Source organism: Pseudoalteromonas sp. P1-16-1b, assembly GCF_001401785.1.
Classification (GTDB): domain Bacteria; phylum Pseudomonadota; class Gammaproteobacteria; order Enterobacterales; family Alteromonadaceae; genus Pseudoalteromonas; species Pseudoalteromonas undina.
On record NZ_LKGQ01000009.1, the window covers coordinates 82,097 to 108,100 of the forward strand.

Below are 26,004 nucleotides of genomic sequence, written 5' to 3' on the forward strand. Positions count from 1 at the left end.
ACAGCACCTTGTTGCAACGAGTTAATCGCAGTTTAGTTGTGGCAAGCAGGATGTTTAGTTAAATATTGCCCCAGGGCAATGACTTGTTTTTCAGTAAAGCGCAGTCCGAGCTTAGTTCTGCGCCACAATATATCTGCGCTGCTTTTTGCCCATTCATGGTTTACTAAGTAATCAACTTCTTTTGCATATAAGCCATGGCCAAAGTGATAACCTAAATCGCCGATTGCTTGGCTGTTCCCCAGTAACTCATAACTAAGTGTGCCATAGCTGCGAGCCATACGTTTTAAGGTGTCGATTGGCAGCCAAGGATAGCTGCTTTCTAACTGTGCGATAAGGTGTGCTTGGTTACTAAAGTCGCCACCTGGTAAAGGGGTGTCTTTCGTCCACGAGCCACTCATTTTTGGGTAAAAGGGCGCTAATTTATTAACGGCATTTTCTGCAAGCTTTCTATAGGTGGTAATTTTGCCACCAAACACGCTTAATAATGGGGCGTGATCAGCTTCATTATTTAATATCAATTTGTAATCGCGGGTGACCGCTTGGGCATCTGTTGATTTGTCATCTAACAGCGGGCGCACGCCACTAAACGTGTGCACAATATCCGCTTCGCTTATTGGCTTTTTAAAGTAATGATTAGTAATACTGATCAGGTATTCGATTTCTTGCTCACTAATTTTTACATCAGCAATATCGCCGGAATACTCTTCATCAGTGGTGCCAATTAGTGAGTAATCTTGCTCATAAGGAATCACAAATACAATACGGTTATCCTCGTTTTGTAAAATATAGGCAACCGGCTGGCTGTGGATCCGAGGCACCACAATGTGACTGCCTTTTACAAGACGAACAGTATGTGGTGTGGGCTGGGTAAATACATCTTCAAATAATGACGCGACCCAAGGGCCTGCAGCATTTACAACACTTTTAGCTTTAATATTTAGGTGTTGCTTGCTAGCTTGCTGCTCTAAAGTCACATCCCAATAGTCTGCATTACGGGTGGCTTTAATACAGCGCGTGCGTGTTGCAATTGTGGCGCCCAAATTATGCGCTGCTTGTGCGTTTAAAATCACTAAGCGCGCGTCATCAACCCAGCCGTCTGCGTATTCAAAGCCTTGGGTGATGCTGCTGTTAAGTACGCTATCGCGGTTAAACTCAATCGCTTTTGAAGCTGGTAAAGTATTACGCCAGGCTAGATGGTCATAAATAAATAACCCCATGCGAATCATCCATGGCGAACGCAAATGTGCTTGGTGCGGCAGTCGAAAAGACAGTGGCCATATAATATGAGGTGCTTTTTTTAACAGTACTTCACGCTCACGCAAGGCCTCTCTTACCAATCTAAATTGATAGTTCTCTAAATAGCGAAGCCCGCCATGAATAAGTTTGCTGCTATTAGAAGAGGTAGCAGAGGCTAAATCGTTCTGCTCACATAAGAGTACTTTTAAGCCACGACCACTAGCATCGGCTGCAATGCCAGCGCCATTAATACCGCCGCCAATAATGAGTAAGTCATATTCGTTGTCGTGTGCGCTCATAGATTTCCCAGTGTTTAGTCACTCTCGTCGTCAGTGCTATTAGAAAGTCTAACTTGTGCAATGCAATGTAGCCACTTTGCGTATAAATCGTTGCGCTCTTCACTGCTCATGGTTGGTTCAAAGCGACGATCGCTTTTCCACATGTTGGCAAGCTGCGCAGTTGATTCATATACCCCAGTTTGCAGGCCTGCTAAGTAGGCAACCCCCAATGAAGTGGTTTCGGTCAAGGTTGGGCGTTCAACGCTTGCGCCTAAAATGTTAGCTAAAAATGCCATGGCCCAATTATTGTTTGCCATGCCGCCATCAACCCTTAAAATACTAGGGCGAAGTCCGTCACCCTCCATAGCTTTTTGTAAATCTTTGGTTTGATAACCCACCGACTGCAAGGCAGCTGCCACAATAGTACTAATGCCTGAATCTCGGGTTAGGCCTAAAATAGCGCCTCTTGCATTTGCATCCCAATAGGGGGCACCTAAGCCAGTAAACGAGGGCACTAAAAACACCCCATGATCTAAGGGAACACCTTTGACAAGGGCTTCACTTTCACCTGCGTTTTCTAATAGTTTTAGGCCTTCTACTATCCATTGCATGGTGGCACCAGCCATAAAAATGCTGCCTTCAATTGCATAGGTGGGTTTGCCGTTGAGCCGATATGCAAGAGTGGTTAATAAACGATTATTTGATTTTAGTGCTTTATCGCCAGTGTTAAGCATTAAAAAGCAGCCTGTTCCGTAGGTGCTTTTTGCCATACCTTCTTCAAAACAGGCTTGACCAATTAAAGCCGCTTGCTGATCGCCAGCAATACCACAAATAGGAATTTCACTACCGAACAACTCGCTGCTTGTTACCCCAAAATCAGCCGCTGAGTCCATTACCTCAGGTAACATAGCCAGTGGAATATCAAATAAAGCCAGTAATTCTTCATCCCAGCATTGCTGATGAATATTAAACAGTAAAGTTCGTGAGGCATTAGTGGCATCGGTTTTGTGCACTTTACCGTCGGTTAATTGCCACAATAAGTAGGTATCTACCGTGCCAAATGCTAGTTCACCTGCTTTTGCTTGCTCTTTAGCGCCAGTGACGTTATCTAAAATCCAACGAACTTTGGTTGCAGAAAAATAAGGGTCGAGTACTAAACCGGTTTTATCATTCACCATTTTTGTATGCCCAGCATGACGTAAACTATCGCAATATTCACTAGTGCGTCGGTCTTGCCATACAATCGCGTTATAAATAGGTTGCCCAGTTTTTTTATTCCACACTAAAGTGGTTTCTCGCTGATTAGCAATGCCGATGGCAATTATGTCGGCGGCGGTTACTTGTTGCTGCGCTAAGAGGTTTTTGACGCTGGTTAATACAGTTTGCCAAATATCTACAGGGTCGTGTTCAACCCAACCATTTTTTACAAAATGCTGAGGGAAGGTTTGTTGAGCACTCCCTATCATCTGTGCATCTTTGCTATATAAAATAGCCCGAGAGCTTGTCGTTCCTTGATCAATCGAGAGTAAGTATTTAGCCATAAAAAATAACGTTGTTTAATTTAGATAAAGATAGCTTGTCTTTAAGCTAAACGAATAGCAATGCTTTTGCACCATAATGGTTAAAATTATAGGGTAGGAGAGGGAAATGATAATTAAATTTTGGCGCCTATTATTTAATAGACGCCAAGCAATAGTGATTAATTAGTACTCGTTAATTGTTGATGTAACCAATCTTTTAATACCATTCTGTCGTGCTTTAGCTGCTGCATAGCTTCGTCATCGATAGGTGAATCTTGTAGTTCAAGTACCCGAATTTCTTTATCGATTTCATTGTATTGTTTTGCTTTAGTAGCAAAGTTTTCATCATTTGCATTGAATTTTGCAATTGTTTGCGTGTAATCAGGAAAGTCTTTAGTTAATGAATGGTCTTCGCCTAACATAGGTTACTCCTTGTTTATACGTATTTAATGCGCTGTTGGATAATGCAGGTCACTTTACTGATAGACAGTTTGTAACTACTGAATTACTCATATAATAGAGCTTGGGCTGATTTAAAATAAATCAACCATTGCTGATTGTAAGCGAGCTATTTGTATTAGCTGAGCTGCAAAACACTGACACCTGCAAAGCCTTCAGTTAGAATATGCATGCAATAACCATCCGCCTAATTACTTTGAGTACTTTAATACATGCTTTTAATGATCGATAACTACGACTCGTTTACCTACAATTTGGTACAGTATTTTCAACGATTAGATCAAGAAGTGGTGGTAAAACGTAACGACCAAATAACGCTGAGCGAAATTAAACAGTTAAACCCCGATCATATTGTGATTTCTCCAGGCCCTAAAAGCCCAAGTGAAGCGGGAGTATCGTTATCTGTTGTAGAGCAATTTAAAGGAACTTATCCTATATTAGGTATTTGTTTGGGGCACCAAACTATTGCTCAGGTGCTAGGTGGTAAGGTGGTGCGCGCTAAACAGGTTATGCATGGAAAAACATCGCCAATTTATCACCAGCATCAAGGTATGTTTAAAGGTTTACCAAACCCGCTGACAGTGTGCCGCTACCATTCTTTAATTGTTGAAGCACACTCATTGCCTAAAAAACTAGAAGTAACAGCATGGACACAAAGCAACACTGGGCTGCGTGATGAAATTATGGGATTGTTGCATAATGAGCTTGCACTTGAAGGCGTGCAGTTTCACCCTGAAGCAATTTTGACCGAGCAAGGCTTAGCCTTACTTGATAACTTTTTAACGCGCTTCTAGGCTTATACCTGTAAGCTATTTTCCTTTTTTGCCTTAAGATAGAGTTTATGACCGATACATTGCAGCAACAGCGAATTGTTAACGTGCTACACCAACGAGCGCATGATTTGCTACTGGGTCATAGTTTTGCTAATCAGCAAATAGGCTTTATTCATACCTTAGACCTCAATGATGGTAAGCCCGTTAAAAAGCGTACCTTATTAGAAGTTGAAGTGGCCGCTCATCAAAAGCGTCAACAAAAAAGTACTTCACATCAAAAGTTACAGGCAAAAACCAGTCAAAAATTACATACGGTTATTGAAACCGTGATGGCCAAACGTCTTGAAGACATAGATTTAGTCATCAAAGACACTGTTGGTATAGATGATAATGTGCCCGCGATACTTGATATTCTTGCAACACGCGCGGCATCGGTCGGTCGTTTAGAGCCGCTAATTAACGATTTAAACTGGCTTGGACGAGAGCTGGTTACCTTAGTTAATTTACCTTTTTATCGTAAGCAACGCAGTAAAGGCACCTCAGTCAAAGTAGATACCCCAGCGTTGGCATTACGTTATTTGGGCTTAGACAACCTGCAACTGGTAGTGCCTACTTTTGCAGTGCGCCATTGGATGCCAAACAGCACCGCACCATTTCCGCTATTAAAGCGCAGGTTAAAAGACAACACTATGTCATGTGCTATTGCGGCACAAACTCTAGCGCAGCTTAATGGGTTAAATCCCATGCATGCATTTACCTTAGGCATGTTATTAAATGTGGGGCAAATTGCCTTAGTGCGCTTATATTTAAAAGTGTTTGAGCAAGTATGGCAACGCAAAATACAGCGTGCTCGTGAAGAAGGTGACAAAAACCTACACACTGCGTTGTTGGAGTTAAAACCTGACCCGCTATTTTTAACGACATTGCTGAATGAAAAATCACTGCTTGTTAGCGCCAAGGTGATTGAAACCATGTCATTTAAATACTTACCCTTTAACACTGTTATGCAGCAGTTAGTGAATGGGACAGAAAAAGGTGATAGCTTATTGCCATTATCACAAGTAATTTTAAAGGCGCGTTGTTACTCTCAGTACTTAAATTTAAAAGAGCACCAGCTTATTGAAGACGATGAATTACAAAGCTGGTTTAGCTATTATAAGTTTACAAAAAAAGAGTTAGAGACCTTACAAACAGCTAATTTTACTAATTTGGCACTTCAAATCGATTAAATCTGTTAATTTTTTTGCGACTATTCATTCACTTTAATTCTACTTATTCATGTGCAGTTGGTTTATAAGCGCTATGCTTTTTTCGTTGTAGAGGCGCTGACTAAGGTAAATGCACATCATTATTAGCTCTCAAATAGTTATTCACTATCTATGAAATAATATCTTAAGCCCTTTATTTTAAAGGGGTACATGAAAGTTTTTGAAGAGACATAACCCTAAATTTCTGAAATAATGAGCGCCTGAAAATTGAACCACAACGTAGTTTCAGGCAAATACATAGCTATTATTTTTTGCCGACACATTTGGTTATTAACAATAATCACACCCCTATTCTACTGCTTTGTGATGCACACAATTAAGAGGAAATAAAATGACAGTCAATCGCGAATTATTTGATCACGTAATGGTTCCTAACTACGCACCTTCAAGCGTAATTCCAGTTCGAGGCGAAGGTTCTCGTGTATGGGATCAACAAGGACGAGAGTTTATCGACTTTGCTGGTGGTATTGCCGTTAACTGTCTTGGCCACTGCCATCCTGCATTAGTGGGTGCATTAAAAGAGCAGGGCGAAAAAATTTGGCATTTATCAAATGTAATGACCAATGAGCCAGCGCTTCGCTTAGCTAAAAAAATGGTTGATGCGACTTTTGCAGAAAAAGTTTACTTTGCAAACTCAGGCGCAGAAGCAAACGAAGCGGCACTTAAATTAGCGCGTCGTTTTGCGCTTGATAAATTTGGTGCAGAAAAGTCACAAATTATCGCCTTTAATAAAGGTTTCCATGGTCGTACCTTCTTCACGGTTACTGTAGGCGGTCAAGCGGCTTACTCTGACGGTTTTGGTCCTAAGCCAGGCGACATTGTTCATTGTGACTACAATGACCTTGCCGCATTTGAAGCGTTGATTAGCGATAACACCTGTGCGGTAATGATGGAGCCAATTCAAGGTGAAGGCGGTATTATCTCGCCAACTGACGAATTTGCTCAAGGCGTTCGTGATTTATGTACTAAGCACAATGCATTGCTAATTTTTGATGAAGTGCAATCAGGTGTTGGTCGTACGGGTGAGCTATACGCATACCAAGGCTTAAACGTAGTACCTGACATTTTAACTTCAGCTAAAGCACTTGGTGGCGGTTTTCCAATTGGCGCTATGCTAACAACCACTGAGATTGCACAGCATCTTAAAGTAGGTACTCATGGTTCTACTTACGGCGGTAACCCACTAGCCTGTGCAGTTGCAGAAGCTGCATTTGATACAGTGAACAATCCAGAAGTATTAGCGGGCGTTAAAGCAAAAGCGGCGTTATTTACCGAGCTACTTAATGCGATTAACGAAAAGTACCATGTATTTAGTGAAATTCGTGGCCAAGGTTTATTAATCGGTGCCGTAGTTAATGAGCAGTACAAAGGGCGCGCTAAAGAGTTTTTAGTTGCAGGTACTGAGCATGGCTTAATGTCACTTGTAGCGGGTGCTGATGTGGTTCGTTTCACTCCATCTTTAGTAATACCAGAAGCTGATATTCGCGAAGGTATGGCACGCTTTGAAAAAGCAGTAGCCCACGTTGTAAATGCGTAATCGCTAATTCAACTTCTCTAAGGGCAAACATTGTTTGCCCTGCAGTTCCTATTTACCGTTATATATAAGGGAGTAAGCGGATTCATGATGATCCTTCGCCCAATCCAAAAAAGTGATTATGCAGCTTTAGTAACCATTGCCGACGAGTCGGGACATGGCTTTACTTCTTTACCTAATAATGAAGAGTTATTACAAAAGAAGATTGCACATTCAGTTAACTCATTTACAAAAACCACGTCACAACCTGGTGATGAAGGGTACTTATTTGTTCTTGAAGATACTGAAACTGGTGAAGTAGTTGGTACTTCAGGTATTGAAGCGGCAGTTGGCTTAGATGACGCATTTTATCACTATCATTTGAGTAAAGTGATTCACTCTTCGCGCACGCTAGATGTATATAAAGCGGTAGATATTCTCACCCTTTGTAATGACTACACTGGGGCTACAGAGCTGTGTACGCTGTTTTTAAAAGACGGTTATCGTAAAAATTGTAACGGTAAGCTGCTTTCAAAAGCACGCTTTATGTTTATAAAACAGCACCAGCAACGCTTTGCACAAACCGTTATCGCAGAAATGCGTGGCGTATCTGACGAAAACGGCAGTAGCCCGTTTTGGCAGTGGCTTGAAGAGCACTTTTTCTCAATGGATTTTCCAACCGCAGATTATCTGACGGGAATTGGCCAAAAAGTGTTTATTGCGGAGTTAATGCCTAAATACCCAATTTACGTCAACTTATTGAGTAAAGAAGCGCAAGCGGTTATTGGTCAAGTACACGATAATACGCGCCCAGCTATTCAGTTATTAAAAAGTGAAGGCTTTACTTTTAATGGTTACGTCGACATTTTTGATGCAGGCCCAACCGTTGAAGCAAAAGTAGATAACATTGCTACTGTACGTAATGCACAAAACTTTAGTGTTGAAATTGGCGAAATGACAGGTGATACCATGGTATTGCTAGCCAATGATAAGCTTGAAGACTTTAGAGCAACCGTTGTTCCTATGGCATTTGATTCACGTTCAAACAGCCTTGTGCTTACGCAAGAACTTGCTGATGCATTACATTTAAAATCGGGCGACTTTGTTACTGCTACCCCAGTTTAATTTAGGAGAAAGTATATGACTCATCCTGCACAATTTATTAATGGTCAATGGTCGCAAGGCCAAGGCACAGAATTTAACTCAGTTAATCCTGCAAATAACGACGTTATTTGGCAGGCATCAGCTGCAAGCGCAGAGCAAGTAGATAGCGCTGTAGTATCAGCACGTGAAGCATTTTACAGCTGGGCTGATAAAAGCTTTAGCGAGCGTTTAGAGATTGTAAAAACCTTTGCTGCAACATTAAAAGAGCACAGCGAAGAGCTAGCGGTTGCTATTGCACAAGAAACAGGTAAACCACTTTGGGAAACACGTACTGAAGCGGGCGCCATGGTAGGTAAAATTGCCATTGCTGAAAAAGCATTTTTAGACCGTACTGGTGATGTTGAAAACGCTATGCCGCAAGGTCGTGCGATGATCCGTCATAAGCCACATGGCGTTGTTGCTGTATTTGGCCCTTACAACTTCCCTGGGCATTTACCAAATGGCCACATTGTACCTGCACTTTTAGCCGGTAATACTGTGGTATTTAAACCATCTGAACTTACACCTATGGTGGCTGAGCTAACCCTTAAACTATGGGAAAAAGCCGGTTTACCTGCTGGGGTAATTAACCTAGTTCAAGGTGAAGTAGAAACAGGTAAAGCATTGGCGTCACACAAAGGCATTGATGGTTTATTCTTTACTGGGTCTTCACGTACGGGTCATATTTTACATGAACAGTTCGCAGGTCAACCAGGTAAGATTTTAGCGCTTGAAATGGGTGGTAATAATCCACTAATCGTTAAAGATGCAGAAGATACTCTTGCTGTAGTGCATGATATTGTGCAGTCTGCGTTTATCTCAAGCGGCCAACGTTGTACCTGTGCGCGTAAACTGTTTTTACCAACAGGTGCTAAAGGCGATGAAATTTTAGCGCGCTTAATTACAGCGACTAAAGCAATTAAAGTTGGTAACTACGACGACGCTGACCAACCGTTTATGGGTTCAATGATCTCAGCGGCCGCTGCTGCTGGTATGGTTAAAGCGCAAGACGAGTTAAAAGCCATGGGTGGTGACGTGTTAGTTGAGCTTGAGCATACAGCTAACACCGGTTTTGTTACACCGGGTATTATTGAGTGCACAAATATTAAAGACTTCCCAGATGAAGAGCATTTTGGTCCACTTTTAAAAGTATTCCGCTTTGATGACTTTGACCAAGCGATTGATAAAGCAAACGACACTAGCTTTGGTTTATCAGCAGGCCTACTAAGTGATAACCAAGCTGATTACGATCATTTCTTACGTCGTATTCGTGCGGGTATTGTTAACTGGAACCGTCCAATTACAGGCGCCTCAAGTGCTGCACCGTTTGGTGGTATTGGTGCCTCAGGCAATCACAGAGCAAGCGCTTATTACGCTGCCGATTACTGTGCATACCCTGTTGCTTCTGTGGAACTTGAAAAAGTAACCATGCCAGCAACATTAAGCCCAGGCTTAAAAATAGATTAAGTCCTCTGAACATTAGTTAAGTACGACTTAATTAGTATAAAAGCAGCTTCGGCTGCTTTTTTTGTATTGCAATCCCACAAAGCTAGCAATTATTAGTGCTTTCTGCTTAAATTAAGCAATCAGTATTTTTGAGGTAAATAAACGATGGTTTTAAACAGGCAAGGGTACGATGACTTAATAATGTACCTAACTCAGAACTTAGCGTTGTTTGAAAAACCAGGCGAAATAAAGCCAGGTGCGCCAACCGTTATTGAGTTAATTGAAGATGTAATTGCCGAAAATGTCATACGCATTTGTCAACAACACCCAGACCTTTCTACAGAGCAGCGCAGTCAAATTGTGCGCGAGGTTGATGGCATTGTTTACGATTTACAAGAAGTGCTGAGTAGTGTGACCTCTCACACTGTTACAGTAGAACAGCATGCTTTTATTGATGAATTTGCTGGGCTAGTTAAAAACTTATTTGATAACGCTATTAATTAATTGTTCCCCCTTTAAAAACCACGCTTTATTCGCTATTTAATTTTAAATGCGCGTGAGAGCCTGCGTGTAATGAATACAAAATTAAACTAATGAGATAAAACAATGCAAGCAAATGTAAAATGGGTTGAAGGTAATACCTATATAGGCCGCTCTAATAGTAATCATAATGTGGTATTTGATGCGGGTAGTGACGGAGCAGCACCAAGCCCAATGGAAATGGTGCTTATGTCTGTCGGTGGCTGTTCATCGGTTGATGTGGTAAGTATTTTAAAAAAAACCAAGCAAGACTTCTCATCCGTTGATGTGCAATTAACTGCTGAACGAGCAGAAACAGCCCCGCGCGTGTTCACTAAAATTAATTTACACTTTGTTGTAACTGGTAAGAATGTGTCTGAAAAACACCTAGAGCGAGCGGTTTCGCTTTCTGCCGAAAAGTATTGCTCAGTTGCATTAATGCTTGATAAAACAGTAGAAATTACCCACAGCCATGAAGTTGTTGAAGATCAGGAAAAATAACGCTTTTTCCGTGAGTGAAATTCGTATAAAATCCGCGAACTTTTCATTCTGCAGGTGCAGATTTCACTAATTTATAGGTTGGTTTATATGAACAAACCCTTCGATAAACTTAAACTTCATGGCTTTAATAATTTAACTAAAAGCCTAAGCTTTAGTATTTACGATATTTGCTATGCAAAAACAGAGCAGCAACGTAAAGAATATATAGAATATATCGATGAGCAGTATAGTGCAGATAGACTAACCGACATTTTAGGTGATGTGGTTGATATTATTGGTGCCAATATTTTAAATGTTGCACGTCAAGATTATGAGCCACAAGGTGCCAGTGTAACTATTTTAGTTTCAGAAGAGCCTGTAGAAGAGCAGCAAAACTATGATGCTGACGAAGCGCCAGGGCCATTACCTGACTCAGTGGTTGCACACCTTGATAAAAGCCACATTTGTGTTCACACATATCCTGAAGCACACCCAGATGATGGTATTTGTACTTTCCGTGCGGATATTGAAGTATCAACCTGTGGCATTATTTCGCCGCTTAAAGCGTTAAACTTCTTAATCCATAGTCTTGAGTCTGATGTGGTAACGATTGATTACCGCGTACGTGGTTTTACCCGTGATGTAAACGGCGTTAAACATTACATTGACCATGCAATTAATTCGATTCAAAACTTCATGACAGAAGATACCAAAGAAGCGTACCAAATGATGGACGTGAACGTGTATCAAGAAAACCTGTTCCATACCAAAATGATGTTAAAAGAGACCGATTTAAATACGTATTTATTTGGTTTATCTACTGATGATTTGTCAGATGACGAAGAAGAAGAGATTCGCTCAAAACTAACACGTGAAATGCAAGAAATATTCTATGGCCGTAACCTGCCAGATACAGAGTAATACCAATTGCATTAAATAAAAATGGCGCTCATTGAGCGCCATTTTTGTATGTCTGAGAAAGCTCAAGTAAATGAGCTGGGCTTTTGTAATAAATACTTACTTAGCTAAGCATGCTGTACAGTAACGCACACACTGCTAATGAACCGACAGCTAGTACAAATAAGGTACTTAAACGATTACGGTACTTTTGTAAGCTAGGCACTTTGTAAACTGCAATCATTGGCATAATGAATAAAATCATCGCAATGATTGGGCCTGATAACTGATCCATCATATCTAGTATGCTTGGGTTTTTAACCGCGCAGAACCAAATAGCGAAAAACATCAGTACCGCACCCACTTTGTCAGCCACTTTAGGCCTCATGCTTGAGTGTTTAGTCACTAACCCAGTAAAGCTTTCGCGTGCCCCTAAAAAGTGACCTAAAAACGACGACATAATCGCAATAAAGGCAACCAAAGGTCCCAGCGTTGCAATGAATGAGTTTTCTGTAATATTAGCCAAGTAAGATAAAACAGAGACGTTTGCCGCTTTTGCTTCAGCCATTTGGTCACCGGTAAGCGATAACACGCATGAGAAAACAAATAACAAAACAAAGGTAATCAATAATAAGCTAGTGCGCTTTAAAATCGCCTCTGACTTAGAGGTTGCTAGGTCACCATAGTGGCTGCGTTGTTTATTAACAAAGCTTGAAATAGCCGCTGCATGGCTAAATGAAAACACAATAATAGGAATCGATAACCAAAGTGTTTTACTAAAGCTACCTAGCCCAGGCATAGTTGTATCGGGCATTTGCCAGCTTGGGATTAAATACAAAGACAAAAAGAATAAAATACCCACTAGCGGGTACACTAAAATAGCAAAGGCGCGCAGCATTAAGCGTTCACCGCCCATCATTAAGCCAATCATAACAGCAACAAGTACACCTGAAAGCACAACGCGTGACGGCGACTCCATTCCTAATTGATTGACCATAAAGCTGTCTACCGTATTGGTTAAACCCACACCGTAAATGAGCAAAATAGGAAAAATTGATAAAAAGTATAACAAGGAGATCAGTCGGCCCGCGTTTACGCCAAAGTGTTCTTCTACCACATCGGTAAAATCAGCCTCTTTATTTTTTGATGATAATACAAAACGCGCCAAACCACGGTGCGCTAAAAAGGTCATAGGAAAGGCTAAACACGCCATAATAATCAGCGGCCAAAAACCACCAATACCAATATTAATCGGTAAAAATAAAATACCAGCACCCACTGCGGTGCCAAAAAGGCTAAGTGTCCACTGCGTATCATGCAGGTTCCATTTTGATTTAGACGTGTGTGCGTCTTGTGCTGGTGCATTTGAAAGCGTTGCACCTTGAGATGTTGTCATGTGTGTATATCCATTATTTATCATAATAATTGCGCCGAAGAATATAGTTTTTAACCACACATTTCATGTGTTTTTATGTCTTGGATATAAATTTGTTGTAGCGTATTAGTTACTGACTGTCACGAATATGAAACAGTGTTTAAAAGCTGCGCAATTAGTGCAGGAATATGCTGCGAAATGCGTGAATAATCAGCATGATTGGTATGAAAGGCGGAACATACTCATAAATGCTTTTTATTCGTTTCAGCACCGTGTTTATTATTTCCTCCTATAGAGTATTGGCTTTTGGGTGTTTACTGTACACTAATGATGTTACTTTATTGATAAGGATATTAAATTGTCGCAGTCTCTTCCTATTCCATTTCAGCGTTGGCTATCACTTTTATTGTGTGCAATAACGGCTACCTCTCTCGTTATATTTTTAAGCAAAGTCGCTTTTGTGCAAACAACCTACACCAATTTGAGTAGTATTTTATATACCAACTCTGCACTGCATTATAGTTTTGCATTTTTAGCCGGTATTGGCATAAAGCTACTGCTGGATAAGTTCTACATATCTCACGCCAAACGCAGCATTGGTTTCAATTGGCGATATCCGCCCGTGACAATGAGTGTATTGTTTGGATTATTTTTCATTGTTGTTTATGTGTATGTAACTAACAATGAAATAGAAGAACAACTGATGGCTCATGCCTTTGTAAGTTTTAAGTTTCTGTCACTGAGTTTTTTAGCTGCTGCAGCGACTATTATCTATCAAACTAAGCTGTACACAGAAAAACCAGTATTTTCAGCGGTACTGTGCGCGGTATCAGTATTTTATATATTCTCAGCAATAAGCTTAGCTGGAGCAGAGCAAGCATTCTGGGTGTTCTTTTGTATAGCCGTTGCTTATTTGGCAATGTCGGTATATTTGCTATGTGAGCAGCTAAAAGCATCTAGCGCAGAGTCGAAAGTCGAATCAAAACAAGAAGCTGAATTAACGCTTGAGAGCTTAGAAAATTTTCGAAAATGGTTTAAAGACGATTCCACTATTAAAAACATAGAACAATTAGAGCCTGACTTGCAGGTTTATGCCGCACGCATTACTGAGCGGCTGCGAACAGGCGGCGATAAAGAAGGATATGAGAAAAGGGGAGCACAACACATTGCATTATGTGGGCCATTTGGATGCGGAAAAAGTAGTATAGTTGACAGTATTGCAAGTGAGCTAGCAAACAGCCCTAAGCAAGGTGGGGCCTGGATACACAGTGATATTTCAACGTGGGGTGCAGCAAGTGGCAGTGTTGCACATGTTGTACTTAGCCATATTATCGACGATATCAGCCAGCACTTAGACATGTGCGTCTTTCGTGCGCTACCTAAGCATTATACCGAAGCCTTAAAATCAGGCGGTAGCGTATTTCAATTTGCTTCAACGTTACTCGCAGGCCCAATTGATATTGAGAAAAACTTTCAAAAGCTTAATGCGGTACTTGAAACAACCAACCACAAATTACTGATCACCCTACAAGACGTAGATCGCGGCACCGGTGATGAAAATGAAAAACGCCTAAGTGATATAGCAGCATTATTGGATAGATTAAAAGATAGAAAACTCAGTCAAATAAACTTTATCATCGCAATGGGTAATACAAAGTCTCTTTATATTGAGATACAAAATAAGTTAGCTGACCATGTAGAGACAATAGCTCACCACGACTCCAAGAAAAAGCTGCTTATTTGGGCAAAATTATGTTCAGAGAAAGTCTTTGAAAATAATATGTTATTACCACATTCATTCATAGGTAGTGCTGAGCAGTACTTTAAAGTATTCCCACTAGCCTTTCATGGAAATCGTTATCAACCAGTAACTATTTCTAATAATTTTATAGACTCAATTCGGATGTTGAAACGCGTTATGCGACGTGTAAATAGATGTTGGACTAAAAATAAATTATTAGGGGAAGTTGATTTTGGAGCTTTGTTATTACTAGCTACCTTACGTGAAGCTGAGCCAGCGTTATTTAATGCTTTTGTAAATTCATACACAAGCTTAGTTAATGGGAAGTCGTTACCAATAGCAAAAATAGAAGATGGCAAGCAAAGAACAGTTAACGAAATTCTCTTCGAATTGATAGCTGATTTTAAAAATGGTGATGCGGTTCATCTATATAATGCACTTTTTAAGGAACTGTTAAACCTTAAGGAAGATATAACTGATAAAAGCGGAAATGGTTTTAAAAGCAATAAAGGTAGTGGTGAGCAACATTTAGGTATAAAACCAGACACTGTTGACTATTTAAAACGTATTTTACTGGAAACAGTTCCTGAAAATGAGCTCAAGGATCAGATTGTTATTGATTCCATAAAATCCTTATCAACGCAGGAATTAGCAAAAAAGATTTGTAGTGATTATCGTTGGCAAGAGGCATTTGAGCGTTTTGGCCGGATACTTTTTACTGATAATAAGTACCAAAATAGGGTTGAACAAATAGTTTTTGATGTTTTAGAGCATATTGGAAAAGATAAAAATGGCTTTTTGACCGACGGCCTTTTTGAGGAATATACAAAGCAAACCATTGATAGTGGTAATTTGGTAAGGGTTTTATACAAGCTAGCAAACTTAGAAAGTGGAGAGAAGTTGCTTGAGCGGCAATTGGAAAGATTGCAGCGAAATTTTGAAGGAAAAACCAAAATAAGAGATGAGAATGGACATTATAGGGACATTAAGGATGAAGTAGATAGAAGGGAAGCCGCAAGCTATAGTAATGACATTTTTCAAGGCGTTAATATAGTTAATTTTCTAAGTGAAAACGCACATAAATTGTCTGAAAAATCTTTTTACGTGTGCCTAAGGTTTATAACTTTTGCGCAGTTAGCCGATGGTGAATTTAATTTTTCCGATAGGCTCATGAAAAATCTATTGGAAATTGTAATCAATAATAAAAATACTCGAGTTTTTAAGTATTTAATAAATGCTACAACGTCAAATCATATACAAACAGGGCATGTGCAAAAAAAATTCGTGGAGCTTTCACCTGAGCAGAGGGAAGATATTTTACAGATACTTGCAGAGCTTAAAGATAATCAAGGAAATAATAGAACTACTGGTTTAGCAATAGAAAACTTAACTACTAATAATGAGCACAGTCCTACTGTGTAGTGAATAGACTAAGTATGATGTGTGGTGAAATTGTTTTTTCAAATAGAATACAGAGCAGGATTTTTCGTGGCTGAAGCCAACTCCGACGAGTGAAGTGCTAGGCTTATAACTTACCGCTTCTTCCTTAAACATGCTGGGTTTCGCTTCGCTCTACCCAGCCTACCTTACAGCTGAAAGCTCTTACTCTTCTATCACACTCACTACAAAATACGGGTTTAAGTATTCATCTTTGGTGTTGTATACAAGCGGGCTGCCATCAAGTTGAGTGACTTTTGCTCCGGCTATTTCGGCAATGGCATGGCCTGCTCCGGTATCCCATTCACAGGTTGGGCCCAAGCGGGGGTAAATATCAGCACTGCCTTCGGCGACTAAACACAGTTTCAGTGAACTGCCTTTTGACACCATTTCAACCTCATCAAAGCGTTTTACAAATTCAGCTAAATCAGGGGAGGGGTGCGAGCGACTGCCTACAACACGAATAAGCCCTTTGTTAGGCTTAGTGGTGACTTTAAGCTCGATGCGCTCATCGCCTTTGTCTTTAAAAGCACCAATGGCTTCGGCGGCTATGTACGATACACCTAGCGCAGGGGCATCAACCACAGCTAAAACTGGTTTGCCATTTTCGATTAGGGCAATATTAACGGTAAATTCACCGTTCTTTTTAATAAATTCTTTGGTGCCATCAATTGGGTCAACCAGCCAATAGCTGTTCCATGTTTGGCGTACGTCCCAACCAATGTCGGCACTTTCTTCACTCAATACAGGAATATCGGGAGTGAGCTTTTTGAGCCCTGCACTAATGATTTTATGAGCTGCTAAGTCGGCGTCTGTTACGGGGCTTTCATCAGCTTTGTATTCAACGTTGAAGTCTTTGTTGTAAATACCCATAATCGCGCTTCCCGCTTCGCGAGCGAGAATAAGGGTTTCTTCTAGCAGTTCAGTTTGGTTCATTAGATGGGCCTATAGTATATGCTGATGTTTTAGATACGTTATCAGTTGAGCTACCGATTGGTCTAGGGTGTTTTTACTGGTATCTAAAATTATTTCAGGATTAACCGGCGGCTGGTAAGTTGAATCAATCCCGGTAAAGTGTTTAATTTCACCAGCGCGCGCCTTTTTATATAAGCCTTTTGGGTCGCGACTTTCACACACCTCAAGAGGGGTGTCGATGAATACCTCGATAAATTCACCCTCATCAACTAACTCACGAACCATGTCGCGCTCAGCTTTAAAAGGAGATATAAACGCAGTAAGGACTAACAAACCAGCGTCAACCATTAGCTTGGCGGTTTCGCCTACGCGGCGGATATTTTCAACGCGATCTGCATCACTAAAGCCTAAATCTTTACATAAACCATGGCGTACATTGTCGCCATCAAGTAGGTACGTGTGCGCACCTTGCTGATTGAGTGCTGCTTCTAGTGCATTCGCAACGGTACTTTTACCTGAGCCAGAAAAACCAGTAAACCATAAAATAGCGCTCTTATGCTTTTTTTGTTCACTGCGCTGCATTTTAGTGGTGGCGTAATTATGCCAAACAATATTGTTATCCATTTGCTGTGTCTCTTTATGCTATAAGCGCGGGCATTAAAACGGAAATACCAGCGGGATCAAAGTCAGTACGGTAATTGAATAAATAATAGAAAGCGGTAGCCCCATCATTACATAGTCTTTTAGTCGGTAGTTACCCGCGCTATAAACCATTAGATTAGTTTGATAACCAAAAGGTGAAATAAAGCTGGCTGAAGCGCCAAATGCAACTGCCATAATAAACGGCAAAGGTTCTACGTTAAAGCCAATGGCTAGTGAGTAGGCAACCGGAAACGATAGCGCTGCAGCAGCATTATTAGTGATTAATTCGGTAAATAATACGGTCATTAAAAAGATAGCGATAAACGCGCCATAAGGGCCAAAGTCGCCCAGCACTACAAACATGGCGTCTGATATTTGCCCGGCAAGGCCGGTGCCTATCATCAGCTTAGCTAAACCTATAGCACTGCCCACGACAGCAAGTAACTCAATAGGAAAGCGGCGCTTTATTTCGCTTAGTTTGATAGTACCACACAGCATTAGGCCAATAAGTAACACTAACAAGCCTTTAACCAGCGGTACTGCACCTAAAATACTTAATCCCAGTACACCCGCAAAGCTTAACAATACAATATTTGATTGCTTTGCACTGAGGTGGGTTTGTAAATCAAGCCCTGAAATATACACAAACTCGCGTTTTAAGTTAGTTAAGTCATAAAAGCTTTTACCAGGGGCGAGAATGAGTGAATCACCCGCTTGTAATCGCACTTGCCCAAGCCCGCCTTGTAAACGGTCATGCCCACGGCGGATAGCAATAACGGCCGCATGAAATTGCTCTCTAAAGCGGGCTTCTTTTACCGTTTTGCCAATTAATTTAGACGACTGACTAACCACAACTTCAACGAGGTGTTCAATGTCTTTTTCGTGTTTGTCGTGCACCACTTTTAAGCCATCAAAGCGAGTAAGCAAAGGCACTGACTTTATGTCGCCCACAAACAGCAGTATGTCGTCTTGTTGAATAATATGTTGGGGGGTCACGGCGCAAATACGGTTGCCATCACGAATAATTTCAGCCAAAAACAAGTCTTTTAAATCGCGTAAACCATTTTCTTCTACAGTACGATTTATTAACTTTGAGCCAGTTTGCACTTTCCCTTCTAGATAAAAAGGCACCACCTCTTGGCTATTTTTACCGTTGTCGGGCAGGCATTTTAGCATCACCAAAATAGTAATTAAGCCCACACTAAGTGCGCCCAAACCCACTAAGGTAAAATCAAAAAAGCCCAGTGGCGCCATGCCCGCATCTACTGCAAAGCCATTTACGATTAAGTTAGTAGAGGTGCCAATAAGCGTAATAGTACCCCCTAAAATCGCGGTGTACGACAAGGGCAGCAATAGCTTTGAGGGAGAGTGGTTTGGGTTATCCTTTATGGCGGTAATTAATGAGGCAACTACCGCGGTATTATTAGTAAACGACGATAAAAAGGCGGTAGATAGCCCTAATTTAGTTACTGACTTAACTAAACTACCATTGGATAACGATTTGGCTAAACGCTGAATAAGCGTAGTTTTTTCTATCGCTATCGACACTAAAATTAATAACACTAAAGTAATTAATGATGAGTTAGTGTAATTAACCAGCATGCTTTCTAAATCTATTAACCCAGTTAGATAGCTTGTGCCTATGGCACTTACAAATAACCATGCAGGATTAATGCGGGTGCCAAAAAGGCACCCGACTAAAAGCAACATAATGCCTGTTAAAATGAGCTGTTCTACCATGCTTTAAATGTTCCTAACAGGCGTTCATTAACGTTATAGCTTTGAAATATCAAGCGCTTGCCAATGCGGGAAGTGCTTGCGTACGAGGGCGTTAAATTCAACTTCAAAGTCGCTGAATTGTCCTGCGTTTTCTTCACTTTGCAGTACCTGTTCTATCATTCCTGCTGCAACCGTTAAGTTTGATAAGCGGTCAATAAGAATAAACGAACCGGTTTCATGATTATGATGGTACTGGTCGGCTAAAATAGTCTCGGTCAGCTCCAGTGTCACAATCGCAATTTCGTTTAACTGCAATGAATCTGCACTGCCATGCTCTAGCGTGTTTACATCAATTGTGTGATCAATTTTTGTGACCGTGGCCGAGGTGTTTTTGCTGCCAAGTTTAAGGTTGTAGCTTTTACCAAGCACCAATGGCGACTCGTGCATCCACACAATCTTAGCCTGTAATTGGTTGGTTACTTGAGCTTGCGAATTTGCAGGCACAATAACGTCTCCTCGGCTAATATCTATTTCAGTATTAAGAGTAACCGTAATTGCTTGGCCAGCTTGTGCAGTATCTAGGTTGCCATCAAAAGTAACAATTTCTTTAATATGTGATGTTTTACCTGATGGCAGTACCTTTACTTCATCACCTACACGTAATTTACCTGATGTCAGCGTGCCTTGAAAACCACGGAAGTTTAGATTAGGGCGTACCACGTATTGCACCGGAAGACGCGCTTCAAAACCGGTGTCGATTTCAGCGGCTGGTGAATCTTCTAACAGCTCAAGCAACGGCTTGTCAGTGTAATAAGGAGTGTGCGCAGAGCGAGTTACTACGTTATCGCCTTTAAGCGCCGACATAGGCACAAACTTAATGTTTGATACGTTAAGTTGCTCGGCAAACTTTAAATAATCGGCTTTAATTTTTTCGTAAACGGTTTCATCAAAATAAACAATGTCCATTTTGTTAACCGCAACCACGAACTGCTTAATGCCTAATGAGTCACAAATAAAGCTATGACGCTTAGTTTGTACCTGCACGCCATAGCGCGCATCCACTAAAATAATGGCAACATCACTAGTTGAAGCGCCAGTAACCATGTTTCGGGTATACTGCTCATGCCCTGGGGTGTCGGCTATAATAAACTTACGCTTAGCGGTTGAGAAATAACGGTACGCTACGTCAATTGTTATTCCTTGCTCACGCTCAGCTTGTAGACCATCAACTAACAGTGCTAAATCAAGCTCTTCACCGGCGTTACCCACTTTTTCGTTATCTTTATGAAGCGCGGCTAGCTGATCTTCATAAATTTGGTGACTATCGTGTAATAGGCGGCCAATGAGGGTTGATTTACCGTCATCCACACTGCCACAAGTCAGCATACGCAATAAGCTTTTATCTTGTTGACGTGCTAGGTAAGCGTCTATACCAATTTCTTTTACTTCATTAAATGTATCGTTATTTAGGTTAGACATTAGAAATACCCCTCACGTTTTTTCTTCTCCATAGAGCCTGCTGAATCATGATCAATCACTCGACCTTCACGTTCAGATGACGATGAAAGCAGCATTTCTTCAATAATTTCGGTTAGATTGCTGGCGGTAGATTCCACTGCACCTGTGAGTGGGTAACAGCCTAATGTTCTAAAGCGAACCGACTTCATTTGCGGTACTTCACCTTCATTAAGTGGCATGCGATCGTCATCAACCATAATTAAAGTACCATCGCGCTCTACTACAGGGCGCTCTTTAGCAAGGTAAAGTGGCACCATTTCGATGTTTTCTTGATATATGTATTGCCAAATATCTAGTTCAGTCCAGTTAGACAGTGGGAATACACGAATGCTTTCTCCTGGGTTCACTTGGCTGTTATAGGTATTCCAAAGCTCAGGACGTTGGTTTTTAGGATCCCAGCGATGGTGTTTATCACGAAATGAGTAAACACGCTCTTTAGCCCGTGATTTCTCTTCATCACGACGTGCGCCACCAAATGCGGCATCAAAACCGTATTTATTAAGCGCTTGCTTTAGCCCTTGAGTTTTCATTATGTCGGTATGCTTACCCGAACCATGCGTGAATGGGCCTACACCCATTTCGATACCTTCAGGGTTTTTGTGTACGATTAAATCAAAGCCGTACTCTTTAGCTAAACGGTCGCGAAACTCAATCATTTCACGAAACTTCCAGTTGGTGTCTACGTGTAATAACGGAAACGGAATTTTCGCAGGGTAAAATGCTTTACGAGCTAAATGCAAAAGTACCGATGAGTCTTTACCGATTGAGTAAAGCATAACTGGGTTCTCAAACTCAGCGGCGACTTCGCGCATGATTTTGATACTTTCAGCTTCAAGTTGCTGAAGGTGAGTTAAAGCCATTGTTGGTCGTCCTACTAAAATGATTAAATTAAAATCTGTTAAATTACGCTACGTCTGTCAGTGGTTGAGCAAAGCTACTGATCTGCGCTTTTTCACCAAACCAGTGTAATTGGTCATGTAGTGAGGCCACTTCACCTATAATGAGTAACGCGGGCGAAATTATTTGATGCTGCTCAATGAGCTGCGCTAATTGGCCTAACTGTCCGGTAACTACGCGTTGATTTTTACGTGTGCCGTTTTCAATAATTGCCACTGGTGTTGTTGCTTCTCGCCCATGTTTTAATAGCTCGGCTTGAATATGCGGCGATTTAATCACCCCCATATAAATAGCCAGTGTTTGGTTTTTTTGTGCAAGCGACTGCCAATTAAGCTCTTGGCCTTCCTTTTTACAGTGACCAGTAACAAATTGAATAGCTTGAGCATGATCGCGATGCGTTAAAGGAATACCTGCATAGGCACTACAGCCTGCGGCCGCCGTTATACCTGGCACTATTTGGTAATTTACGTTATTGGCTGCCAGTACTTGTACTTCTTCGCCACCACGACCATAAATAAATGGGTCGCCGCCTTTAATACGACATACTTTTTTACCTTGTTGCGCTAAATCAACTAGCATCTGGTTAGTGTCTTCTTGGGCTACGCTATGATCGCCTAAGCGCTTACCCACACAAATTAAATCGGCATCGCGGCGTACTAATTCCATAATTTCGTCGGAAACTAAATAATCATATACCACCACGTCGGCTTGTTGCATTAGCTGCAATGCTTTTAGGGTGAGTAACTCTGGATCCCCAGGGCCTGCACCCACTACGTATACTTCACCTTCTGGCTCTACTTTGGCATCTAGCATTTTCTCTAGTTGTTGTTCAGCGCCATGGGTATTACCGGTTTGGACTTTACTCACTACCGATGAATCAAACACGCCTTCCCAAAACTGGCGACGATCGGCAAAGTGTTTAAAGCGCTGTTTTACTTTATGGCGAAAGCCACCAACTAAGTTGGCGAGTGGACCAATGTGTTGCGGGATAAGTGTTTCGAGCTTTTCACGTAAACGTCTTGCTAATACCGGTGCGGTACCTGCACTTGAAATCGCAATGGTAATTGGGTTGCGATCAACAATAGAGGGAAAAATAAACGTACATTTAGGTTGATCATCCACCACGTTCACAAACACATTACGTGCATTGGCGAGTTCAAAAACCGTATTATTAACTTCATCATTGTCGGTGGCGGCAATGATCAAAATTTTGCCATCAAGGTGTGACTCTTCAAAATAGGCATCTATTAAAGTAACTTCATTGCTGTGCGCATGTTCTTTTAATTCATCACAAAACCACGGGGCAACTAAGGTTACTGCAGCACGCGCTTTTAAGAACGCGCGGCATTTTCGCAAGGCAACTTCTCCACCGCCAACCACCAATACTGGCTTGTTGTCGAGTTTGGTAAAGATAGGTAAATATTGCACTGAGTAACGCCCCTAAAAAGATAATAAAGTGTTTAATACACAGGCAGAATATAGCGGCTATTGATAAGTAAAAAATAATTAAATCTTAGTTGATATACTCAAAAGTTATATAAACTATGTTTTTTAGGTCTAAATCTTATTTAGTAAGGGTTAGAGTGCTATTTAGTATAAAAAACGCGCTTATAGTGTTTGGTTATGAGCTATAGCAAGGTTAAGCTATGATGCTTATATAGTTTAAGGTTTTTAAAATTTCATGGGCATAAAATGACAAATAATACTCAAAACGCCATGCTAGTTGTTAGTTTAATGGATTTAACCAGTTTAAACACCGATGATAATCAAGCTAGTATTAATGCATTAGTAAACAGTATTGATCCTAAGTTAGGCATACCCGCTGCAGTTTGTGTGTTTAGTGAATTTGTAGATGATGCAAAAATAGCGCTCGCTAATCGATTATTGAGTCATGTAAAAGTGGCCACAGTAACCAACTTTCCCACAGGTGAGGCGCCACTTAATGAAGTGCTTAATGAAACATTAATAGCCATAGAACGCGGGGCCGATGAAATTGACTTGGTCATTCCTTATAAAGCGCTTATAAAAGGCGAAGCCGATACCGTGCTGGAATACGTGAGTGAAAGTAAAAAAGCATGTGGTAGTCGCGCTAAACTTAAAGTGATTATTGAAAGCGGTGAGCTAAAAACACCTGCACTTATTGCTCAAGCAACCGAGCTTGCTATTCAAGGCGGGGCTGATTTTGTAAAAACCAGCACCGGTAAAGTCGCGGTTAATGCCACGCTTGAAGCAACTGAAATTATGCTTAATACCATCAAAAAGTCATCAAAAACAGTTGGCTTTAAGGCTGCAGGTGGAGTCAAAACCACAGTAGATGCAAATGCTTATTTGCAACTAGCAACCGAGATTATGGGGCATGACTATTTAGCACCAGATACATTTAGGTTTGGCGCTTCATCGCTGTTAAATGACGTTTATAAGGTGTTGAATGAAGCGCAGCAGTGATGCCGAAAAACAACAATTAGAGCACGATGCGGCCAAGTTGTTTTTGCGATGTTATGAACAGCAAACGGGAATTCATATGCGCCATATTTGGCACAATGAACCGAACAGACCCGATGTAAGCTGTTATCAAGAAAATCAGCAGCTCGATATAGAAGTGGCGCATTTATACGCCAGTGAAACGGAAGCCATGGCCGTGTTAGGCCGGCCACTGTCGATACAAATGCAGCGTGATTTAGCTGACATGGCGCAACAACCAAGCGAACACCGGTTGCAATCAGCGTTGGAGCGCTTATTAAAACAAAAAGCGACTAAGCGTTATTATTCAAAGCGTACGTGGTTGTTAATTCGTAACGCCAGTACCATTTGGCATAAGAGCGACTTTGAAGCGGCAGTCAAAAAAGTATGTTTTCCAAATACCCATCAATTTGAACAAATATGGTTATTGTGTGATTTTTATCGCGGTGAGTTATTACGAGTGGATTAAAAGCGACTAGGGGATAGCCGCTTTTTTTGATTTAAATGAATTGTGTTGCTTAGTTAAATTGAAACATGCTGCCTAAGCTTTCTAGCCCTGACTGTTGAGTTTTTGCTAAACATTTTGAGTCATCTAAAGATTTCTTTGTTGTTTCATCGGCAAGGCCTGTTACTTTCAAGCTCTTTTCTTGTTGATATTCGCGTAGTGCTAATACAGTTTGACGGTCGTATTTTACGTCTTCAGTCTCAAATTCTTCATAATTAGGTTGGTTTTTTAAATAGCCTAAGCAAACCAAGTTCATACGAGACATTGCTAAGTCCATTTTTTCATAATGTGGCATTCTATGATTCGGCACATCGACAGCAGCAGGTGCTGCTTTTTTACTAGCTACCTTTGGCGGTGGTGGTGCTGTATAGCCTGCAGCAAGCGTGTTGTTTTGGTTATAGCGATAATAGGTGTCTGGGATTTTAGTTTCTAAAAACTCAACGGCTTTAATTATTACTTCACGTAGTGCTTTTTCTTTTGGTGTATCTGACCAACCACTAAGACTCCCTCCAACCAATGCGCCACCAAAGTTTGTTGCTGCGCTGGTAAAGTTAAAATCTTTACTACCGCCTTCAACACTAGTTGCAGCTAAAATACGTGAAGTGCGCGTATCAATTAACCTTAGGTCAATAGCCATATGCGATCCAGAAAAGCCAGCAGAAACAGAGCTAAACACATCACCAATAAAACCGCCCGAACCAACACTTGCACCTGAACTGTCATCATCAAACTCGGTAACCGCTGCAACGACTACAATCTCAGCGCCTTCAATTTCGCCATATGCAGCCCCAGATTGTGCACTCACTCTGCCTGATACTGCTAAATCTTGCTCCGAAAGCACAGCGTCTAGTGCTTGGCGCTCCAATACAATAAAGCGATTAGTGCCAACAAGTGCGGTGGTAAGTTGATCTGCCATACCTTCACCAATTTCTTTTCGCCACCATCTTGAGTTATTTGACTTATCAGTGAAACGTGCCACGGCGATACGTGCTTTAGGACCATTGTATTTTTGTTTACTTACTTCATTAATGTCAGGTGAATTTTTATTTGAAGTGACATTGGTTGAAGTGCTTTGACATGCGCTTAAGCTCGTTATTAATGCTGTGGCAAGTAGCGTTTTTTGTATTGATGAGAGCATAGTATTTTCCTTAATTTATCTGCTTAATTACATTTGTAGTTATTTTTTTAGCAATGGCTAATTAAGGTTAATTTAAATAAATCAGTAGCTTAAAAATAGTACTCAGGCGAAAGCTTTGAGTACAG

The 26,004-nt window shown here is 41.0% G+C and carries 22 protein-coding genes; 11 read left to right on the plus strand and 11 right to left on the minus strand.

Annotated features, from left to right (window positions below; translation table 11 throughout):
• Positions 1–32 precede the first annotated feature (32 nt).
• The 3 genes from glpD to AN392_RS08690 form a co-directional block, all read right to left on the minus strand.
• On the minus strand, positions 33–1,535 hold the full coding sequence (gene glpD / locus AN392_RS08680; protein ID WP_054202766.1) for a glycerol-3-phosphate dehydrogenase: 1,503 nt from the start codon (positions 1,533–1,535) through the stop codon (positions 33–35).
• A gap of 14 nt (positions 1,536–1,549) precedes the next feature.
• Positions 1,550–3,055 (minus strand): glycerol kinase GlpK, encoded by a 1,506-nt coding sequence (gene glpK / locus AN392_RS08685; RefSeq protein ID WP_055012474.1) that lies wholly within the window; start codon positions 3,053–3,055, stop codon positions 1,550–1,552.
• A gap of 158 nt (positions 3,056–3,213) precedes the next feature.
• Entirely contained in the window at positions 3,214–3,456 is a 243-nt protein-coding gene (locus tag AN392_RS08690; RefSeq protein WP_055012475.1) for a YdcH family protein, read from the minus strand.
• 249 nt (positions 3,457–3,705) lie between these two features.
• Between AN392_RS08690 and AN392_RS08695 the strand changes: the two genes are divergently transcribed.
• The 8 genes from AN392_RS08695 (at position 3,706) to speD (ending at position 11,556) form a co-directional block, all read left to right on the plus strand.
• Positions 3,706–4,287, plus strand: a complete 582-nt coding sequence (locus AN392_RS08695) for an aminodeoxychorismate/anthranilate synthase component II (protein ID WP_055012476.1) — start codon at positions 3,706–3,708, stop codon at positions 4,285–4,287.
• Positions 4,288–4,334: 47 nt separating this feature from the next.
• Positions 4,335–5,495: an HDOD domain-containing protein gene (locus AN392_RS08700; protein ID WP_055012477.1), complete on the plus strand. Its 1,161-nt coding sequence runs from the start codon at positions 4,335–4,337 to the stop codon at positions 5,493–5,495.
• Between the two features lie 370 nt (positions 5,496–5,865).
• Positions 5,866–7,071, plus strand: coding sequence for an aspartate aminotransferase family protein (locus AN392_RS08705; protein WP_008108435.1), 1,206 nt, complete (start codon positions 5,866–5,868; stop codon positions 7,069–7,071).
• Positions 7,072–7,155: 84 nt separating this feature from the next.
• Positions 7,156–8,172, plus strand: coding sequence for an arginine N-succinyltransferase (astA, locus tag AN392_RS08710; RefSeq protein WP_055012478.1), 1,017 nt, complete (start codon positions 7,156–7,158; stop codon positions 8,170–8,172).
• 15 nt (positions 8,173–8,187) lie between these two features.
• Positions 8,188–9,657 carry a succinylglutamate-semialdehyde dehydrogenase gene (gene astD / locus AN392_RS08715; protein ID WP_055012479.1) on the plus strand — a complete coding sequence of 490 codons (1,470 nt, stop codon included), beginning with the start codon at positions 8,188–8,190 and terminating at the stop codon, positions 9,655–9,657.
• Positions 9,658–9,801: 144 nt separating this feature from the next.
• Positions 9,802–10,140, plus strand: a complete 339-nt coding sequence (locus tag AN392_RS08720; RefSeq protein ID WP_010392083.1) for a DUF3802 family protein — start codon at positions 9,802–9,804, stop codon at positions 10,138–10,140.
• Positions 10,141–10,242: 102 nt separating this feature from the next.
• Positions 10,243–10,656, plus strand: coding sequence for an OsmC family protein (locus tag AN392_RS08725; RefSeq protein WP_010392086.1), 414 nt, complete (start codon positions 10,243–10,245; stop codon positions 10,654–10,656).
• An 87-nt stretch (positions 10,657–10,743) separates the two neighbouring features.
• Positions 10,744–11,556 carry an adenosylmethionine decarboxylase gene (speD, locus tag AN392_RS08730; protein WP_010392088.1) on the plus strand — a complete coding sequence of 271 codons (813 nt, stop codon included), beginning with the start codon at positions 10,744–10,746 and terminating at the stop codon, positions 11,554–11,556.
• A gap of 100 nt (positions 11,557–11,656) precedes the next feature.
• On the opposite strand, the gene AN392_RS08735 is transcribed toward speD, so the two are convergent.
• Positions 11,657–12,928, minus strand: a complete 1,272-nt coding sequence (locus AN392_RS08735) for an aromatic amino acid transport family protein (protein WP_055012480.1) — start codon at positions 12,926–12,928, stop codon at positions 11,657–11,659.
• A gap of 337 nt (positions 12,929–13,265) precedes the next feature.
• Here AN392_RS08735 and AN392_RS08740 point away from each other — a divergent pair, with 337 nt between their 5' ends.
• A complete protein-coding gene (locus AN392_RS08740; RefSeq protein ID WP_055012481.1) occupies positions 13,266–16,070 on the plus strand; it encodes a P-loop NTPase fold protein in 2,805 nt (934 codons plus the stop codon).
• Between the two features lie 180 nt (positions 16,071–16,250).
• Here AN392_RS08740 and cysQ read toward each other — a convergent pair whose 3' ends face one another.
• Genes cysQ through cysG form a run of 6 tightly spaced genes read right to left on the minus strand, consistent with a single transcriptional unit; the run spans position 16,251 to position 23,204 of the window.
• Positions 16,251–17,021 (minus strand): 3'(2'),5'-bisphosphate nucleotidase CysQ, encoded by a 771-nt coding sequence (gene cysQ / locus AN392_RS08745; protein WP_055012482.1) that lies wholly within the window; start codon positions 17,019–17,021, stop codon positions 16,251–16,253.
• 9 nt (positions 17,022–17,030) lie between these two features.
• Positions 17,031–17,624 (minus strand): adenylyl-sulfate kinase, encoded by a 594-nt coding sequence (cysC, locus tag AN392_RS08750; protein WP_055012483.1) that lies wholly within the window; start codon positions 17,622–17,624, stop codon positions 17,031–17,033.
• Between the two features lie 33 nt (positions 17,625–17,657).
• Positions 17,658–19,382: an SLC13 family permease gene (locus AN392_RS08755; protein WP_055012484.1), complete on the minus strand. Its 1,725-nt coding sequence runs from the start codon at positions 19,380–19,382 to the stop codon at positions 17,658–17,660.
• Between the two features lie 33 nt (positions 19,383–19,415).
• A complete protein-coding gene (gene cysN, locus AN392_RS08760) occupies positions 19,416–20,840 on the minus strand; it encodes a sulfate adenylyltransferase subunit CysN (protein ID WP_055012485.1) in 1,425 nt (474 codons plus the stop codon).
• A complete protein-coding gene (gene cysD / locus AN392_RS08765) occupies positions 20,840–21,739 on the minus strand; it encodes a sulfate adenylyltransferase subunit CysD (RefSeq protein WP_008108450.1) in 900 nt (299 codons plus the stop codon). The genes cysN and cysD overlap by 1 nt, the downstream gene beginning before the upstream one ends.
• Positions 21,740–21,782: 43 nt before the next feature.
• Positions 21,783–23,204 (minus strand): siroheme synthase CysG, encoded by a 1,422-nt coding sequence (gene cysG / locus AN392_RS08770; RefSeq protein WP_055012486.1) that lies wholly within the window; start codon positions 23,202–23,204, stop codon positions 21,783–21,785.
• A gap of 264 nt (positions 23,205–23,468) precedes the next feature.
• Between cysG and deoC the strand changes: the two genes are divergently transcribed.
• Both deoC and AN392_RS08780 read left to right on the plus strand, forming a co-directional pair.
• Positions 23,469–24,221: a deoxyribose-phosphate aldolase gene (gene deoC / locus AN392_RS08775; RefSeq protein WP_055012487.1), complete on the plus strand. Its 753-nt coding sequence runs from the start codon at positions 23,469–23,471 to the stop codon at positions 24,219–24,221.
• The gene (locus AN392_RS08780) at positions 24,205–24,705 is read left to right on the plus strand and encodes a hypothetical protein (protein ID WP_013463840.1); all 501 of its coding nucleotides are present in this window, start codon (positions 24,205–24,207) and stop codon (positions 24,703–24,705) included. Before deoC ends, AN392_RS08780 begins: the two co-directional genes overlap by 17 nt.
• 49 nt (positions 24,706–24,754) lie before the next feature.
• Here the strand turns inward: AN392_RS08780 and AN392_RS08785 are convergent, their stop codons facing one another.
• Complete coding sequence (locus AN392_RS08785) at positions 24,755–25,879, minus strand: CsgG/HfaB family protein (protein WP_055012488.1); 1,125 nt, start codon at positions 25,877–25,879, stop codon at positions 24,755–24,757.
• Between the last annotated feature and the right edge of the window lie 125 nt (positions 25,880–26,004).